Raw genomic sequence first — 16,808 nt, 5'->3', positions numbered from 1 at the left:
CTCCCTGGAGCGTGCATTACATGTCTTTACCCCGCCGACTACAAGAACGGCCTTTGCCACAGCATTTACTGACCGAACTGCAACATCTCACCACCAACTACTCCACCGGTTCGCTGGATAAAGGCGAACACCAAGCGGTCCATTCCCCTCTCTTCGAAGAAGAATTGGGGTGGGTTGGAGTAGGTTCCGAAGAAGACGTAGATGAAGCTTTCCGTCGTTCACGCCAAGCCCAAATGCTCTGGGCTGACACTGACGTTAAGCAACGCGTAAAGGTAATTAAGCGCTTCCATCACCTCGTGGCCAAGAACCGCGAGCTGCTGGCGGATTTCATCCAGCTGGAGACCGGTAAGGACCGCACGGCCGCCTTTGATGAGGTACTCGATGTACTGAACAACGCGCGTTATTATTCAAATAATGCGCCAAAGCTACTTGCTACACAGAAACAGCCAGGTGCATTTCCATTCATTACTAAGACTCGCCTACAGCGGGTTCCTAAGGGTGTTGTAGGGCAAATCAGCCCGTGGAACTATCCATTAGCGCTGGGCATTTCCGATGCCGTTGCGGCACTGCTTACAGGCAACGGCATCGTGGCCAAGCCCGACGGCTCCACGCCGTTTTCTAACCTGATTTCCCTCTATCTCTTAAAGGAAGCAGGACTGCCGAAGGATCTACTACAGATCGTCACCGGTTCCGGCCGAGTCGTCGGTTCCGCCATCGCTGAACGCTGCGATTACCTGATGTTTACCGGCTCTACCAAGACCGGCAAGATTTTGGGTACCACCGTAGGCGAGCGCCTTGTTGGATACTCCGCAGAGCTGGGCGGAAAGAACCCGATGATCATCGCGCCGGATGCAGACATCGATAAGCATATTGACACCATCGCTACCGCCTGTTTCTCAAATTCGGGCCAGCTGTGCGTTTCGATCGAACGCATCTACGTTCCCGAAGCCATCTTCGATCAATTCATTACCGCATTCCGCCGAGCAACCGAATCCATCAAACTTGGCTCTGGTTTGAACTGGGACTACACGATGGGTTCGCTCATCGGCCAAGATCAATTGGATGTAGTGCAGCACTTTGTCGATGACGCAGTAAACAAGGGTGCAACCGTTATTACCGGAGGCAAGCCCCGCCCGGATATCGGCCCCTATCACTTTGAACCCACGGTACTCACTGATTTGGGCGATGGCACCGAGCTTGCAGAGCAAGAGGTCTTTGGTCCAGTGGTATATGTGCAACGCGTGCGCGATGTCGAAGAGGCAATCGAACAGGCAAATAAATTGCCCTATGGTCTAAACTCCTCCGTATTTGGCCAGCCAGAGACCGCTCAGGCCATCGCTGAGAAAATCGATGCAGGAAGTGTGACTATCAATGATGGCTACGCTTCAACGTGGGCCTCGATTTCTACCCCACTGGGTGGCGTCAAGGAATCTGGCGTTGGTCGCCGCCACGGCCACGAGGGCCTGACTAAGTACACGGAAGCAAAAAATATCTCTTCCCAAAGGATCATGCCGATGCGCGGGCCAAGCTGGCTACCCAATAAGTACTACGGCACCCTGCTGAGCTCCGCATTGCGTTTAGGAAAAGCCCTGCACTTCCTACCTTAAGCGCTCGCCATAGCACCTAGGAACCACTCAATTCCCAGTAACACACTTCACATTCCATAGCTTTGTGTGTACTATCACAACTTATTCACGAAATGTGACCTACTGACTACATAAAATTCACACCATACAGCGGCCAGTAAGCGCCCTGCGAAACTCGAAAGGAACAGCATGTTCAAGCCATACCGTCGGCCGACTGTCGCAGTGGTTGGCGCCGGAGTAGCTGGATGCGCCGCGGCTTCTGAATGCGCATTCTCAGGATTCGACACCGTTCTTTTTGAACAAGAACCACATATCGGTGGTCATTTCAATTCTGCTCTAGCCACTGAGGTATCCCGGAAATACCACTTCCGTACGCCGTACCTCCGCCTCACTAGGACTGACGGCTCACCGGCTTCTGTCATTCGCCACCTTGAAAAGGCTGTCGAGGCCAGTGGCGCCGAGTTCCGTGGTTCCACCGAAGTTACCGGAGCTGAATTCGACCGCGCAGAAGGACAATGGGAAATTTCCTACCTCAGTGATTCCGGCCAGGAAACCCAAGCATTCGATGTCCTGATCCGCGCCACCGGTGAGGCGTCTCCGTGGATTTCCGTTCCGGGACGTTCGAAGGCAAATGTCGACGATATGTACCTCCACCACGGTGTCGAGGTCTTTGGACTTCCTAATGCCCTCTTCGTCGACGGCCCTACCCCGCGTGATTCCTACCTCAAACGCCGCCCATTGGCTGTTATCGAGGCCCGTGCGGATCACTGCCGCCGTTACGTTCGCCAACTCGAAATTCGTGGACCCGGAGAACTAACGGTCAAGCATGATAAGTGGTTGGTCCAACCCGGAACTGTACGCGGAATCCGCGAAGTGCTCGCGGGGTTCGATGCACCGGCCCATGATTTCAAGAGAGCATCCAACTACGCCTCTGAATCCGCCTCATCAGAACGCCAGACTCAACAAAAGTCCGCTACTGCCCTTAAGGAGGCATGATGACCACTCTGAGCAATCCTGAAAGCACTGTAAACGATCAGATGACCCAAGCGTCCGATACCAATACGGAAAACCTGCCTGAGTTGGGTCCAGATTCCATCCTGTGGCAGCGCTTTGGTGACTGGCGCTCGGCATTCGTTGCCCTGTCCGCTGGTCTATTACAGATTACCCAGCGCGACGTCAGCCGTTCCTTGGTGCAGCACTCCAACGTCTTCGATAACGAGGTTGCACGCCTTGTTCGGTCCGCTTTCCCGATCATTCGCACGATTTATGAAGGCCCCGAAGTCGGCATAATGATTCGTGATTTCCATAAGGACATCAAGGGAACCCATCCAGATGGAAGCCGCTACCACCCGCTGAATCCGGATGTTTACTACTGGGCCCATGCCACCTTCGCAGCCATGCCTTACCAGTTGGCCGGCAACTTCATGGTTCCCTTAAGCCCAGAGGAACGCGAACAGCTCTTCCAAGAAACCCGTACTTGGTATACGTTCTACGGAGTTGCAGAGCCGGATGATGCACCAAAGACGTACGCAGAATTTGAAGAGTACTTGGACCTCATGATCGATACCCTCGATATCAGCGAGACCATCGAGCGCTCCCGCATTATCAACGGCCTTACCCTTGACCCCCCAGACCCTAAGGTGCCCAACTGGCTGTGGAAACCCATCGCACCCTACGCATCCCGACTGCTGCTGTGGGTTGCTATCGGTATGATTCCAGACAAGTTGCGCAATAAACTTGGCTGGGAGTGGACTAAAAAGGACGAGCGCAAGCTGAAGATTTTCTCCCGTACTGTACGTGGTATCTTCTCTGTCCTCCCACGCAAAGCACGCATGGTTCCTATTGCTACGCGCGCATTTGAAAAGGCTGAAGCCGAAGGCGGCTTCCACTATTAAAACCATTCCCCTTCACTCATTGGTATTGAATACTGACTCTCAGATTCACGGCTTTAGGCCTTAAGGTAGATAACAACGTGGAGTATCAGTAGTGAAGGAGCACGAATGACTACCGTGTTCGGTTGGATTGCTATAGCCGCATCGTTTCCGGTGTGGCTATACTTTTTCGCTCGCGTCGGGGCGCTCATTAAGTTCATCCGCTCGGGCGGATCCACCCAATTAGAGCGCACCAATAGCCCCGTAAAACGCCTTTGGCGCGTGCTGGTTGAGGTCTTCGGCCACACCCACTTCAAGGGCAAACCACTGGTCAATGCCGCCCACTGGTTAGTCATGGTGGGCTTCTTATTCGGCATCCTGGTCTGGTTTGAGGCCTATATCCAATCCTTCGCCCCGGATAAAGGGTGGCCAGGCTTAAGCACCTGGACGGTCTATCACTTCGTGGAAGAAGTGCTCGGGATCGGCACGGTGCTAGGCATCTGCTTCCTCATCGGCGTGCGCCTGAAATTAGGCGATACCGAGCGCGGCAGCCGCTTTTTCAACTCCCAAACGGCAGCGGCCCGCTGGGTGGAGGCCATCGTCTTTATCGAGGGTCTCAGCATGCTCCTGGTCAAGGCCTCCAAGATCGCGGCCTTTGGTGGCGGTTCCGCAGTCGCGGATTTCTTGACCGTTCACCTGGCTAAGGCGCTTCCCGAATCCCCGGCACTGGTCAGCTTCTTCGCCCTGGTCAAGCTGCTATCTGGGCTCCTCTTCATCTTCTTTATTTCCCGCAAGTTCCAGTGGGGTGTCATGTGGCACCGCTTCATGGCGTTTTTCAATATCTTTTTCCAGCGCAATACCTCAGGGGAAAAGGCGCTCAAATCCCTGCCTACCCCGGACTTGGAAGAAGACATCACCCCTGGCAGCTGGAAGATGCTGCTGGATTCGACCGCGTGCACCGAGTGCGGCCGCTGCCAGGAGCTGTGCCCGGCCTGGAATACCGATAAGCCGCTCAGCCCTAAAAAGGTCATGATGGACCTGCGCCAGGGCGCGCTGGATAATTACAACCCGTACGAGGGCCTGGATGTGCTCTCGATGGCCGGTGTCATCGACGATGACGTCCTGTGGTCCTGCACCAACTGCGGTGCCTGCGTGGATCAGTGCCCCACCGATATCGAGCACATCGACCATATTGCAGACCTGCGCCGCTTCAAGGTCTTGGCGGAATCCGATTTCCCCTCGGAACTCACCGGCCTATTCAAAAACATGGAGACCAAGGGCAACCCCTGGGGCCGCAATAATTCCGAGCGACGCGCCTGGATTGATGAGGCGCGTGCCGATGGCATCGAGGTACCCATCATTGGCGAGGACGCCACCGATTTCTCCGATATGGAATACCTCCTCTGGGTAGGCTGCGCCGGCGCTTATGATGACAATGGCCGCCGCACCACCCGCGCCGTCGTGGATCTGCTGCACACCGCCGGCGTCAAGTTCGGCGTGCTTTCTACCGGTGAGACCTGCACCGGCGATCCCGCCCGCCGCGCCGGCAATGAGTTCTTGTTCCAAATGATGGCACAACAAAACGTTGAAACACTCAACAACGCTTTCGAGGGCGTGCCGGAAGGCCAGCGAAAAATCATCACGACCTGCCCACACTGCTTTAATACCATCCGCAATGAGTACCCGGACTTTGACGGGCATTTCGATGTCTTCCACCACACGCAGCTGCTCAACCGCTTGGTGCGCGAAAAGCTGCTGCAGCCGGTTCCGCGCACCCCGGAAAACCGCAAGCCCATCACCTATCACGATCCGTGCTTCTTAGGCCGGCATAATAAGGTCTTCGATCCCCCGCGCGAGCTTCTCGAGGCCACGGGCGTCGAGCTGCGCGAGATGGACAAGTCCCGCGATGAAGCCTTCTGCTGCGGCGCCGGCGGCGCACGCATGTTCATGGAAGAAAAGCTGGGCTCTCGCATCAATGAGTTCCGCACGGAGCAAGCACTCGAGACCGGCGCCGAGGAAATCGCCACCGGCTGCCCGTTCTGCAATGTCATGATGACCGGCGGTGTGAAATCTTTGGCCACCGAGTCCACCCCCACCACCCAGGTCAACGACGTGGCGACCATGCTGCGCAATTCTATTTCCCTGGATGACAAGGGCACTCTTCCCAAACCCCGCCCCAAGGCCTTCCTGGGCACCCCAGTACGCCACCGCGCGGCTTCAACCACCACCCCCGATGCCCCCAAGGCGCCCGCGCCTGCCGATGCCCCCTCCTCTACCAACACCCCCACTGCCGCGACGCCACCTGCTGCGCCCGCCGCTCCAGCAGCCCCATCCGCGCCTTCGGCACCGGCAGCTCCAAGCGCGCCCTCTACTCCGACGGCACCGGCGGTCCCCAATGCTGCGGCTCCATCCGCACCAAAGGCTCCTTCTACCCCGGCTGCCCCCAAGGCCCCTTCGGCACCCAGCGCACCCAGCGCGCCGAGTACCCCGAAATCCACTAATGCCCCGGCAGCGCCTACTCCGCCTTCTGCACCGAGTGCTCCCTCCGCGCCTAGCGCGCCAACCCCACCGGGTGCTACCAAGCCGCCAAAGGCTCCCAAGGCCCCCGCTGCTCCTACCGCTCCGGGTTCTTCTTCGGCACCTAGCGCCCCGGCGGCTCCGAAGGCTCCGGCAGCACCAAGTGCCCCGGCAGCTCCAGGTGCCCCGACTCCGCCGGCTGCTCCAGATGCGAAGGCACCCGCGGCACCCCAACCGCCTAGTGCCCCGCAGCCACCCGCCGCTTCGCAAGCACCAACTACGCCACAACCACCTGCAGCTCCACAGCCGCCAAAGGCTCCGCAAGCTGCCAAGGCGCCACAAGCTCCAGCAGCGCCAAAGCCACCGCAGGCCGACAAGAAACCCGAGGCAGCGGCACCACCCGCGCCTCCTGCTCCGCCGGCATCGGCCATGCCGCCCGCTCCGCCGGCACCACCGGCGTCATCGGAAAGCGCAGAGGCTCCCAAGGCCCCCAAGCCACCGGAGCCGCCGAAGGACGCGAATACCGAGTAGGCATGTGCAGGGGTGAGTGCGTACGCTGTGATTCATGCAATTAGATGTGGGATGGGCTGCGGATACTTTTGTTCTGGCAGCAGGTGCGACGGAAAACACCACTAGCCTCGTTTCCTTTGCCTGGATCATGCTTGCGGCGCTACTGGCGCCCATAGTGTCATTCATGTTGGGCAACCGGCTGCCGGCCGTTGCCCTTTTGATCATCTTTGGCATGGTCATCGGCCCATCGCTTTTGGATGTCGCGCATGAAGATGCCGGCATCAGCATGCTGAAAGAGCTGGGTGTTGGTGCGCTCTTCTTGCTCGCAGGTTTTGAGATCGAGATTTCTACGCTCAAGACCAAAGAGGCGGGAACGGCGCTATCCACCTGGCTTATCTGCCTCGTAGCCTGTGGTGTTGGTGCGTACTTCTTGGTCGATAACGTCCCAGGTGCCATCGTGGTGGCGCTCGCGCTAACGTCCACGGCGTTGGGCACGCTCCAGCCCATGTTGAAACAGGACCGCGTGCTCGAGACCAAGGTGGGCAAATCGGTCATGATTCACGGCGCTATTGGTGAGGTCGCGCCCATTACCGCGATGGCGCTTTTGCTCAGCACGCGCTCCACGTGGACCACGCTGCTGATTATGCTCGCGTTCATCGGCATCGCCGTGGCTGTTGCCATCATGCCGGCGGCCATTGCCACGACGATTCCGTGGGTTAAAGCGGCGTTTATCTCCGGTGCGGGGTCTACCAACCAGACCATTTTGCGCCTTATCATCCTGATCCTTGCCACCCTCATGGCCGTCACGGCGGTCTTTGAGCTAGACATCGTGCTGGGCGCCTTCGCCGCCGGCATCATCTTAAACCGCATCATTCCGGATGAATTCCACCGCCGGCTGGAGCACCGCCTCGATGTGGTCTTCCACTCCATGCTCATCCCGGTATTCTTCGTGGTCTCTGGCATGACGATTAACTGGGATACCATCGCCAATAATCCGGGGAAAGTACTGGGCATCCCGGCGCTTATTCTTGTCACCCGCGGCCTGCCGGTATTCCTGCGCGAGAATGTGGGCCACACCGGCTCCGAAATTGAAACGGTGCGCGAGCGCCTCCAAGTCAGTTTGTACACGGCGACCGGCCTGCCGATCATCGTCGCGGTGACGTCGCTGGCGGTTAATTCCGAATTGATGAAGCAAGAAACCGCCTCGATCTTCGTCGCCGGTGGCGCGTTGACCGTTGCCATCTTCCCGTTCCTGGCCAACTTGGTGGGAAGGAAAGACTCCAAGACGGTTGATGAATCCGATCCAAAGAAGAAATCGGATTCCACCGAGGACGATAAGGAAGAAGAGTCGCAAGAGCTCTAATCTGTGCACTCCACGCTAGAAACCATGCCCTGCCACCGCGGCAGGGCATATTCTTTTTGAATTAGCTTGTCTATTATGGTGGCTGTGACTAATAGCTACGGATCCTCCCCCTATGACCGGACACTGCGTCTATCTGATTCAGAGCGCAACGATGCCCTGACCGATCTCGCCCGCGCAGTGGGCGAAGGCCGCCTATCGATGACCGAGTTTGAGGAGCGCTCCGATAGCGTCATGCAGGCCGTCACCCAGAAAGACTTGGCACCGATCTTTAGCGATATTCCTGCGACCGGCTCGCAAGAGGTAAAGATCTACTCCCAAGGCGATGTAGACCGCGCCTATACTGCCGCGAAGAAGCCCCGCATCGCTACGGCGCTGACCAGCTCGGTGGTGCTGCTCACGGCATCGCCCACTCTTGTCATGCTCAGCGCCACCATGAATAGCCCCTGGTTGCTGGCGGGCGGCGCGGTAGCCGCAGCGCTCATCCCCATCGTGTGGATCCTGTTGTACGTGGCCAAGGTGGGCCCGCAATCCTGGCATGCCCCCTCGGTGCGGCAAATTGAGCGCCAACAGCAGCGCGAAATCCGTGCGCTGACGGCACACGAGCGAGCGCACCAAAAAGAATTAGAGAAGAAAATGTGGGCCCAACGCCGCCAGCAGGCCGGAGAAATTACCGGTCAGGCTATGGAAATGGCGAAGAAACAAATCAGCAAGTGGAATAATAAATAGCGCTGAGGTGCGCTGCAATATTTCTTAGCGCTGTGAAAGATGGCACAATATGGCCATGACTTCTCCCAAACCCCGCATCTTTGACCAGTCCGAAAAACTAAAGGGCATCGCTTACGATATTCGCGGTGAGGTCTCAGCGGAAGCAGAGAGAATGGAACTGGACGGCCACACCATCCTCAAGCTCAATACCGGCAACCCCGCCGTCTTTGGCTTCGATGCACCCGATGTCATCATGCGCGATATGATCAGCGCGCTGCCCACCTCCCAGGGCTACTCCACTTCTAAAGGCATTACCTCGGCCCGGCGGTCCATCGTCACGCGCTATGAGCTCGAAGACTTCCCTCATTTTGATATCAACGATGTCTTCTTGGGCAATGGCGTATCAGAACTTATCACCATGACCACCCAGGCGCTGCTCAATAACGGCGATGAGATCCTCATCCCGGCACCCGATTACCCGCTGTGGACGGCGGCAACCTCGCTGGCCGGCGGCACCCCAGTGCACTACCTGTGCGATGAGGAAGACGACTGGAACCCATCCATCGAGGACATTAGGTCCAAGGTCACCGAAAAGACCAAGGCCATCGTGGTTATCAACCCGAATAACCCAACCGGCGCGGTGTATTCGCGCGAGGTCCTGCAGCAGATCGTGGACATCGCCAGGGAGCACAACCTGCTGATTTTGGCCGATGAGATTTATGACCGCATCCTTTATGACGATGCGAAGCATATCTCCATCGCCTCGCTGGCCCCCGATCTCTTGACCTTTACCTTTAATGGCCTATCCAAGGCCTACCGCGTCTGTGGTTACCGCGCGGGCTGGATGGTCATTACGGGCCCGAAGCACCATGCGCACGGGCTTATCGAGGGCCTCGAATTGCTGGCCGGTACCCGCCTGTGCCCGAATGTTCCTGCCCAACATGCCATCCAGGTGGCGCTGGGCGGGCGCCAATCCATCTACGAGCTCACCGGAGCGGGGGGACGACTGCTGCGCCAGCGCGATATCGCCTACGACAAGATCAATGAGATCCCCGGTGTGTCCGCGGTAAAGCCCAAGGGCGCGCTGTACCTCTTCCCGCGCCTGGATCCCAATGTCTATGAGATTCACGATGATTCCAAGCTCATGTTGGACATCCTCAAGGCCGAAAAGATCCTCATGGTCCAAGGCACCGGCTTCAACTGGCCGCACCCGGATCACTTCCGCGTGGTCACGCTGCCCTGGGCTTCCCAGCTGGAAAACGCCATCGAGCGCTTGGGCAATTTCTTGGTAAGCTACCGCCAATAGCACCCCAGCAGGCGATTGGTAATTGCAGTAATAATCGTTCACAATACACCGTATGGGACGGCATTCCTCGGTTTCTAATTCCGCATCGGACTCGGCTTCGCGGCATCGGCAAGCGCAGCGTCGATCTGGGTCCAGCGGGCACGCGCCAGGTCAGTCGGCGTTGGAACGCCTAAATCCACGTCAGCTGGCGCAGGAGGTATCCGGCCACCCGTGGCGCGTTGGCCTGGTCACCGCCATCGGTACGGCCCTTGTCGCCATGCTGATTGGCCTCGTCCTGCTGTGGCCCTCTAGTGCTGCCTCAGAGCACACTTCGGAGGAGTTCGAGTCCACCTACGCGCTGAACCACCCGCAGGTTGAGGCAACAGTGGAAAAGACCGACCACTCCGCGTGCCAATCGGAGCAGACCGGCCTGGCCTTCGATACCCCGCCGCTGATTCCGGAAAAGGAAGAGGTGGACTGTGACCGGGCGTTGGTGAAGATCACCTCCGGCGAGGACGAGGGAAAGATGACCCAATTGGTCACCTACGGCAACGCGGGCGACCCAGAATTGCAGCCGGGCGATAATATCGTGCTGTCCAAGGCCACCGATCCCACCGGATCCGTCTCGTATGCCTTTGCCGATTATCAGCGCAGCAATAGCCTCCTGCTGTGGGGAGTGGTCATCGCTATTGTCATCATTGCTTTCGCCGCGTGGCATGGGGTGCGCGCGATCATCGGCTTGGGGCTGAGCCTTGGCATCGTCTTTAGCTTCCTCATCCCAGCGCTCATCGCGGGCACTAATCCCCTCTGGGTGGCGCTTGCCGCCTGTACCGCCATCATTCTCCTTGCCGTGCCGCTGGTCCACGGCGTGAATTGGAAATCCGCCTCCGCGGTGGGCGGTTCCCTGACCGCGCTCGCCATCGCCGCATTCCTTGCGTGGGCGGCCATCGATAGTTCGCAGCTGCAAGGCTATAGCTCCGAAGACAACCTCAAGCTACTGCTGTATATGCCCAATGTCTCCATCCTGGGCGTGCTGCTGTGCGGTTTTGTCGTGGGTGCGTTGGGCAGCCTTGCCGATGTCGCCATTGCCCAAGCCTCCACCATCACCGAGCTGCACGAATCCGATCCTGCGGCCTCACCGCTCGAGCTTTTCCTATCCGCCATGAGGGTCGGCCGCGACCACATCGCCTCGATGGTCTATACCCTCATTTTGACCTATACCGGCGCCGCATTGCCCCTACTCCTGCTCATCACCGCCGCCGAACGCCCCGCGGGGCAAATTCTCAGCAGCGATCTCGTCGCCACCGAGCTCCTGCGCTCCGGCGTCGGCGCCATGGCGCTGACCCTCGCGGTACCGATTACCACGCTGATTGCCGCGTTTACCGTCCCGTCACGCCGCCGTTAGAACGTGCGGCCCAGCGCCTGAATCTTCCAACCGGCGTTGGACCAAGCCGCAACGTCGAGCACATTGCGGCCATCGATAATGTGCCTATTATCCACGAGCTCGCCAGCCTCGTTCGGGTCCAGCTCCTTAAATTGCTGCCATTCGGTGGCCAGGATGACCAACTCCGCCTCCCGCAAGGCGGATTCCGTATCGGCGGCATAGTCCAAGGTGGGAAAAACCTTCTTGGCGTTGTCCATGCCCTCGGGGTCATAGACGGTTACCGCGGCACCCGCCAAGGACAAGGACCCAGCGACCGAAAGCGCCGGGGAATCCCGCACATCGTCCGAGTTCGGCTTAAAGGCACAGCCCAGCACGGTAACGCGGTGGCCCAAGAGGGAGCCATTGAAGGCTCCTTTAGACAGATCCACCATGCGGTCGCGCCGGCGCATATTAATCGCATCCACCTCGCGCAGGAAGGTCAGAGCCTGATCGGCACCGAGCTCACCGGCGCGCGCCATAAAGGCGCGAATATCTTTAGGCAGGCAACCACCGCCAAAGCCAAGGCCCGCGCCGAGGAACTTGCGGCCAATGCGCTTGTCTATGCCAATGGCATCCGCCAACGCCACTACGTCCGCCCCCGCGATCTCACAAATCTCAGAGACCGCATTGATGAAGGAAATCTTGGTGGCCAAAAAGGCGTTGGCGGAGACTTTTACTAACTCTGCGGTCTGCAGGTCGGTCGCGATGAAGGGCGTATCCTGCGCTAGCGGCTGCGCGTAGATCTCACGGGCAAGCTCCTCCGCACGAGATTCCGATTCACGGGTTCCAATCACGATGCGGTCCGGGGTGATGGTGTCGTGCACCGCATAACCCTCGCGCAAGAATTCCGGATTCCACGCGATCTCCACGCGGGTTCCCTCGGGCGCCAAACTATCCGCCAGTTCTTGTAGTTCCGCCGCCGTTCCTACCGGAACGGTGGATTTGCCAAAGATGACGTGCTCCCCGCGCAGCTTGGGCACCAAGTCCGTGATAACGGCCTTAACGTAAGTCATATCCGCCGCATAAGAGCCGCGGCGCTGCGGGGTTCCCACGCCGAGAAAGTGCACGTTGGCAAACTGCGCGGCCTCGTCATAATCCGTGCTAAACCCTAGGCGCCCAGCATCAATATTGCGCTCGAGCACCTCCGGTAGCCCCGGTTCAAAGAACGGAACCTTGCCCGATTGCAAGACGGCGATCTTATCCTCGTCTACATCGACGCCTAAAACTTCATGCTCCAATTCCGCCATGCAGGCGGCGTGGGTGGCACCCAGGTAACCGGTGCCAATAACAGTCATCCGCATAAAACCTCATCCTAGAGATTTTATGTAAATACCAGATTAATCCCTGCGGAAGTTCAGGTAAGACTTTGATGGCGTTGGGCCGCGCTGACCTTGGTACTTCGATCCCAAGGCACCCGTGCCATAGGGGCTTTCCGCCGGCGAGGTCATCTTAAAGATGGCCAACTGGCCCACCTTCATCCCCGGCCACAGCGCAATGGGCAGGTTCGCGGTATTAGAAAGCTCCAAGGTGATGTGCCCGGAAAAACCGGGATCGATAAAGCCCGCGGTGGAGTGAGTTAAAAGTCCCAGCCGTCCCAACGAGGACTTGCCCTCCAAACGCCCAGCCAAATCAGCCGGGAGGGTGAATTTCTCCAGCGTGGCACCAAGGACAAACTCACCGGGGTGGAGAATAAAGGATTGATCCTCTTCTACTTCCACCAAGGTGGTAAGCTCCGGCATCTCCTCTTTGGGGTCAATGTGCGTATAGCGGGAGTTATTGAATACGCGGAAGTACTTATCCAAGCGCACGTCAACGGAAGAAGGCTGGATAAGCTCACTATCAAAGGGCTCGATGCCCAGCTCTCCGGAATCAATGGCGGAACGAATATCACGATCTGAAAGAAGCACGGCCCCGATTCTACTCAATCGCCTGCCCTAGGTGTATAGTAGGGAAAGCGCATTTAGCGCAGTGCCGACGTAGTTTAATGGTAGAACTGCAGCTTCCCAAGCTGCTGGCGCGGGTTCGATTCCCGTCGTCGGCTCCAATGTCATGAGTCGCGACATGCTTGACAGGTGAGTCGCGACATCGTTGACAAACCGGCATCTCAGTTTCTTTTTGTTCTGGGATGCCGGTTTCTTCTTATTCTGGGCCTAGGGGTGGGTCTCCTTGTTTCCAGTAGGGCTTTTGGTAGTTGCGGCTGGTGTCGATGTAGTGTTCGGTGATGACTTCGCCGGTTTCGGCTAGTGATGTGATGACGTGGTTGTCGGCGATGACCATGAGGATTTTCTGTCTTTTCCATTTGCGGCCGATGCCTAGGTGGAAGAGTTTGCCGGCGTAGCGCACGGTGGTTTTGCCGTTGTCCCAGACGACGTCGTTTCTTGTGCGCCATTCTTGTGTCGGGTTGTGGGCTGGGTTGGCTTTGGTGCCGGTGGTGTAGGCCTGGTGTGGGGTGCGTCGGCCTAGTGCTTTGTGGGGGCGTGTGGTGTTGTAGTAGTCGCGGAATTCATTGAGGAGTGTCTGCAGGTCAGCTACGGTTTTAGCGGGTGGTCGGGCGTTGATCCATTTTTTGAGTGTTTGGTGGAAGCGCTCGATTTTTCCTTGGGTTTGGGGATGGCCTGGTCGGCCGTTTTTCTGTTGGATTTTGTTGGCGTTGAGGACTTTTTCAAAGGCGTTTCGTCCGCCTTTGCGTCCTGCTAGGCGGGCGGTGAAGACGAGGCCGTTGTCGGTGAGTGTGGATGCTGGTGGTCCGTATTCTGCTATCAGGCGTGATAGTTCCTCGGCGACTTGTGTGCCGCTAAAGGCTGCGGCTGCGGTGATTGATAGCAGGTAGCGGGAGTGATCGTCGAGGAAGTCAAGGACTTCGATGCGGGTGGTGTCCGCTAGGTACAGGTGGGTGATGTCAGCCTGCCAGCATTCGTTGGGCATGGCTGCTTCGAAGCGGATGAAGGAGCTTTTGGGCTTCTTTTTTGGTGCTGGGGTGATGAGTCCTTCTTTTCTTAGGATGCGGCGGATTGTCGAGGTTGAAGGGACGCGTTTGCCGTCTTGTTGTAGGTGGTAGGCAATGGTTTCTGGACCTGCGTCGAGTCCGTGACGGGTGAGCTGTTTACGGATTGTGATGATGTCTTTGCACACGGTGTCTGGCACGGCTTGGGGGTGAGTGCGTGGGGCGCGGGATTTCGGCGCGATGGCGTCTGTGCCACCGGCATCGAAGGCATGAAGGATTTGGTAAACGCGTTGGCGAGAGATACCGAATTGCTTGGCTACTTGTGATGGGCTGCGCTTTTGCCCGCGGACTGCTTTGACGATGGCGAGGTTACGGTTGGGACTGTTCATAGTGTCAAACATGTCCCGACTCACCTGTAAAACATCACCTGACACGGTAAGGGTGGGCTAAGTGTCAAGTTTGTCCCGACTCACCTGTCAAGCATCAGGACTGCCTTCGCAGGAACAGGGTGTCAAATATGTCGTGAACTCAGACACCGTCGTCGGCTCCAATGTCATCAGTCGCGACATAGTTGACAACTCAGTCGCGACATGGTGGATAAACCGGTGCCTCGGTTTTGAGGTTACCCTCGTTTAGTGGACACCCGATTAGTGCGGATCTTGTGTCCGTAGGAGAGGATGTTCATTGTGAGTTCGTCAAGGAAGAAGTACACCCCGGAGTACCGGCAGGAGGCCGCCAGACTGGTCATTGAGTCTGGGCGCCCAATCGCTCATGTGGCTAAGGAAATTAGCGTATCAGCCACAATTTTAGGCAGGTGGGTCAAACTTGAGCGGGAACGCCAAGGCTCGGTAGATGGCCGCAGTGATGCCGATATACGAGCCGAAAACGCTCGCCTGCGTCGTGAGTTAGCTGAGGCCAAGATGGATAATGAGTTCTTGTCAAAAGCCACCGCCTTCTTCGCTGCGAAGCAACGCGATCGGAAAAATTTGAGCTAATGCAGCAGGAGAAGGCGAACTACAGCATCAAACGAATGAGCAGGTTATTAGAGGTTTCTCGTTCTGGCTACTATAAATGGCAAAAGGCTCAAGCAGTACGGCTTCGTGGTGAAAATCAGCGTCAGAGATTCCTCGACCAGTTAGACAGGAAAATTCATGACATCTGGGAAGATTCTGACGAAGTCTACGGTGCCCCACGGATTACTGCAGAACTCGCCGAGGGTGGGGTCTATGTGAATCGCAAAACCGTGGCCAAACGCATGCGGATGATGGGTATTGAAGGCATCTCACCCAGGGCGTTTGTTCCCGTAACGACGATTCAATCCAAGCGGAAGTCAACGCTTCCAGACCTAGTGAAACGCCTATTTGATCAAGGGCAGCTTAATCGAGTGTGGATGTCGGATATTACCTATCTACGCACGAATGAGGGCTGGCTGTACCTATGCGTTATCCGCGATGGACACTCCCGCCGAGTCCTAGGCTGGTCCATGGATAGTGTGCAGGATTCTTACCTAGTTGAACGTGCACTGCGCATGGCTTACACCCTGCGTGGTGAAGTACCCGACGGCGTGGTCTTCCACGCCGATCGTGGTACCCAGTTCACCAGCGAACAGCTGTGGCAGGTCTGTCAAGAACTAGGGATTGCACAATCGGTCGGCCGTACTGGTGTCTGCTTTGACAATGCGATGGCCGAGTCGTTCTGGTCGACATTGAAGACCGAATTTTACGATCGGAAGAAATGGCGAACCCGCAACGAAGCCCGGAAGGCGGTGGCTCGCTGGATTGAGATTGTCTACAACCGGCGCCGTCGCCACTCGTCCATCGGGATGGTAAGCCCCGTCGATTTCGAAGCCCAGCTCGCTGATCAAAATGGTAATAAGAAGGCCGCTGCTTAACCCCTAAGCAGCTTAACTACGTGTCCACGATTTGCGGGCAACCCCACCTGCACAAGTTCATGGTCAGGGCCCTAGGTGGCTGGATGGACTGTGTGATAACGACCATCTTGCACCGTCTAGGGCCTCTTGCTATGCCACGACACCACCAAAACACCCCCTGCCTATCCTTTTGACCCGGCCCAACGACCCCTACCCCCCAGCCAGGTAGCTATGTTGCTACGCACTCTAGATTGGGAAGAGCCGTTTTACCCTCTATCTATTGCAACTCATTGCCGCGCAGGGTAGCCTAACCTAAACAGGCGCTATCTGGCGTTATGTGCTCGCTAAGAAAAGGACATTGAGTGGTTCGCACAGGAGAGACGGCAAGAGTGGGGGTTCTCGGTTCGCATGGCGAAGTAGGCCGCCAAGTAGCCGCACTGTTGCGCGCTAGCGGACATATGGTGAACTGCGGGAATCGGTCTCACCACACATCAGATGAGCGCACCGCTATCGTTGACGCTCACGACGAGGAATCTGTCAACAAATTTTCCCGTGACCTTGATGCCGTCGTCAACTGCGCCGGACCGTCATGTCTTCTCAAGACCTCAGTAGCGTCGGCACTACCAGACTCAGTGGGCTATATAGACCCGTTCGGAGCCAACTCATTCGACAACTATCCCACCAACCGTCCGTGCGTGGTCAACGCCGGCGCTACCCCCGGTCTCAGCGGTCTA

Annotated in this window: 12 protein-coding genes, 1 tRNA gene and 1 pseudogene; 11 read left to right on the top strand and 3 right to left on the bottom strand. The window is 57.4% G+C overall.

What is annotated here, in order from left to right:
* The first annotated feature begins 20 nt into the window (after positions 1–20).
* From ACP8KU_RS01015 to ACP8KU_RS00980, 8 genes are all read left to right on the top strand, one after another.
* Positions 21–1,607: a succinic semialdehyde dehydrogenase gene (locus ACP8KU_RS01015; RefSeq protein ID WP_023018074.1), complete on the top strand. Its 1,587-nt coding sequence runs from the start codon at positions 21–23 to the stop codon at positions 1,605–1,607.
* A 168-nt stretch (positions 1,608–1,775) separates the two neighbouring features.
* The gene (locus ACP8KU_RS01010) at positions 1,776–2,582 is read left to right on the top strand and encodes an FAD-dependent oxidoreductase (RefSeq protein ID WP_023018075.1); all 807 of its coding nucleotides are present in this window, start codon (positions 1,776–1,778) and stop codon (positions 2,580–2,582) included.
* Positions 2,583–2,623: 41 nt separating this feature from the next.
* Positions 2,624–3,481: an oxygenase MpaB family protein gene (locus ACP8KU_RS01005; RefSeq protein ID WP_237799592.1), complete on the top strand. Its 858-nt coding sequence runs from the start codon at positions 2,624–2,626 to the stop codon at positions 3,479–3,481.
* A 105-nt stretch (positions 3,482–3,586) separates the two neighbouring features.
* Positions 3,587–6,505, top strand: a complete 2,919-nt coding sequence (locus ACP8KU_RS01000) for a (Fe-S)-binding protein (protein ID WP_484483825.1) — start codon at positions 3,587–3,589, stop codon at positions 6,503–6,505.
* Between the two features lie 34 nt (positions 6,506–6,539).
* Positions 6,540–7,847, top strand: a complete 1,308-nt coding sequence (locus ACP8KU_RS00995) for a cation:proton antiporter (RefSeq protein WP_284632003.1) — start codon at positions 6,540–6,542, stop codon at positions 7,845–7,847.
* 75 nt (positions 7,848–7,922) lie between these two features.
* The gene (locus ACP8KU_RS00990; RefSeq protein WP_005279347.1) at positions 7,923–8,573 is read left to right on the top strand and encodes a DUF1707 SHOCT-like domain-containing protein; all 651 of its coding nucleotides are present in this window, start codon (positions 7,923–7,925) and stop codon (positions 8,571–8,573) included.
* Positions 8,574–8,622: 49 nt separating this feature from the next.
* Positions 8,623–9,858, top strand: a complete 1,236-nt coding sequence (locus ACP8KU_RS00985; protein ID WP_005279345.1) for a pyridoxal phosphate-dependent aminotransferase — start codon at positions 8,623–8,625, stop codon at positions 9,856–9,858.
* 256 nt (positions 9,859–10,114) lie between these two features.
* Positions 10,115–11,242, top strand: a complete 1,128-nt coding sequence (locus tag ACP8KU_RS00980; protein WP_284630798.1) for a YibE/F family protein — start codon at positions 10,115–10,117, stop codon at positions 11,240–11,242.
* On the opposite strand, the gene ACP8KU_RS00975 is transcribed toward ACP8KU_RS00980, so the two are convergent.
* Positions 11,239–12,561, bottom strand: coding sequence for a UDP-glucose dehydrogenase family protein (locus tag ACP8KU_RS00975; protein WP_302526147.1), 1,323 nt, complete (start codon positions 12,559–12,561; stop codon positions 11,239–11,241). The two genes, ACP8KU_RS00980 and ACP8KU_RS00975, sit on opposite strands and share 4 nt — an antisense overlap.
* Positions 12,562–12,597: 36 nt before the next feature.
* Positions 12,598–13,167: a dCTP deaminase gene (dcd, locus tag ACP8KU_RS00970; RefSeq protein WP_023018083.1), complete on the bottom strand. Its 570-nt coding sequence runs from the start codon at positions 13,165–13,167 to the stop codon at positions 12,598–12,600.
* A 63-nt stretch (positions 13,168–13,230) separates the two neighbouring features.
* Here dcd and ACP8KU_RS00965 point away from each other — a divergent pair.
* Positions 13,231–13,304 (top strand) — tRNA-Gly (locus tag ACP8KU_RS00965).
* A 95-nt stretch (positions 13,305–13,399) separates the two neighbouring features.
* Here ACP8KU_RS00965 and ACP8KU_RS00960 read toward each other — a convergent pair.
* Complete coding sequence (locus ACP8KU_RS00960) at positions 13,400–14,593, bottom strand: IS481 family transposase (protein WP_484483824.1); 1,194 nt, start codon at positions 14,591–14,593, stop codon at positions 13,400–13,402.
* A gap of 288 nt (positions 14,594–14,881) precedes the next feature.
* Here ACP8KU_RS00960 and ACP8KU_RS00955 point away from each other — a divergent pair.
* Positions 14,882–16,095 (top strand): IS3 family transposase gene (locus ACP8KU_RS00955; protein WP_484483437.1). Its coding sequence is split into 2 segments (ribosomal slippage): positions 14,882–15,155 and positions 15,155–16,095, totalling 1,215 coding nucleotides; the frame shifts between segments, so codons are not numbered across the junction.
* Between the two features lie 341 nt (positions 16,096–16,436).
* Positions 16,437–16,655: pseudogene (locus tag ACP8KU_RS00950) on the top strand (NAD-dependent epimerase/dehydratase family protein); the annotation flags it as partial.
* Between the last annotated feature and the right edge of the window lie 153 nt (positions 16,656–16,808).

The sequence above is a fragment of the Corynebacterium sp. LaCa_282 genome, from assembly GCF_057198125.1.
Note: the sequence above shows the minus strand (reverse complement) of the source record. Positions and strands in the feature narration are given on the sequence as shown.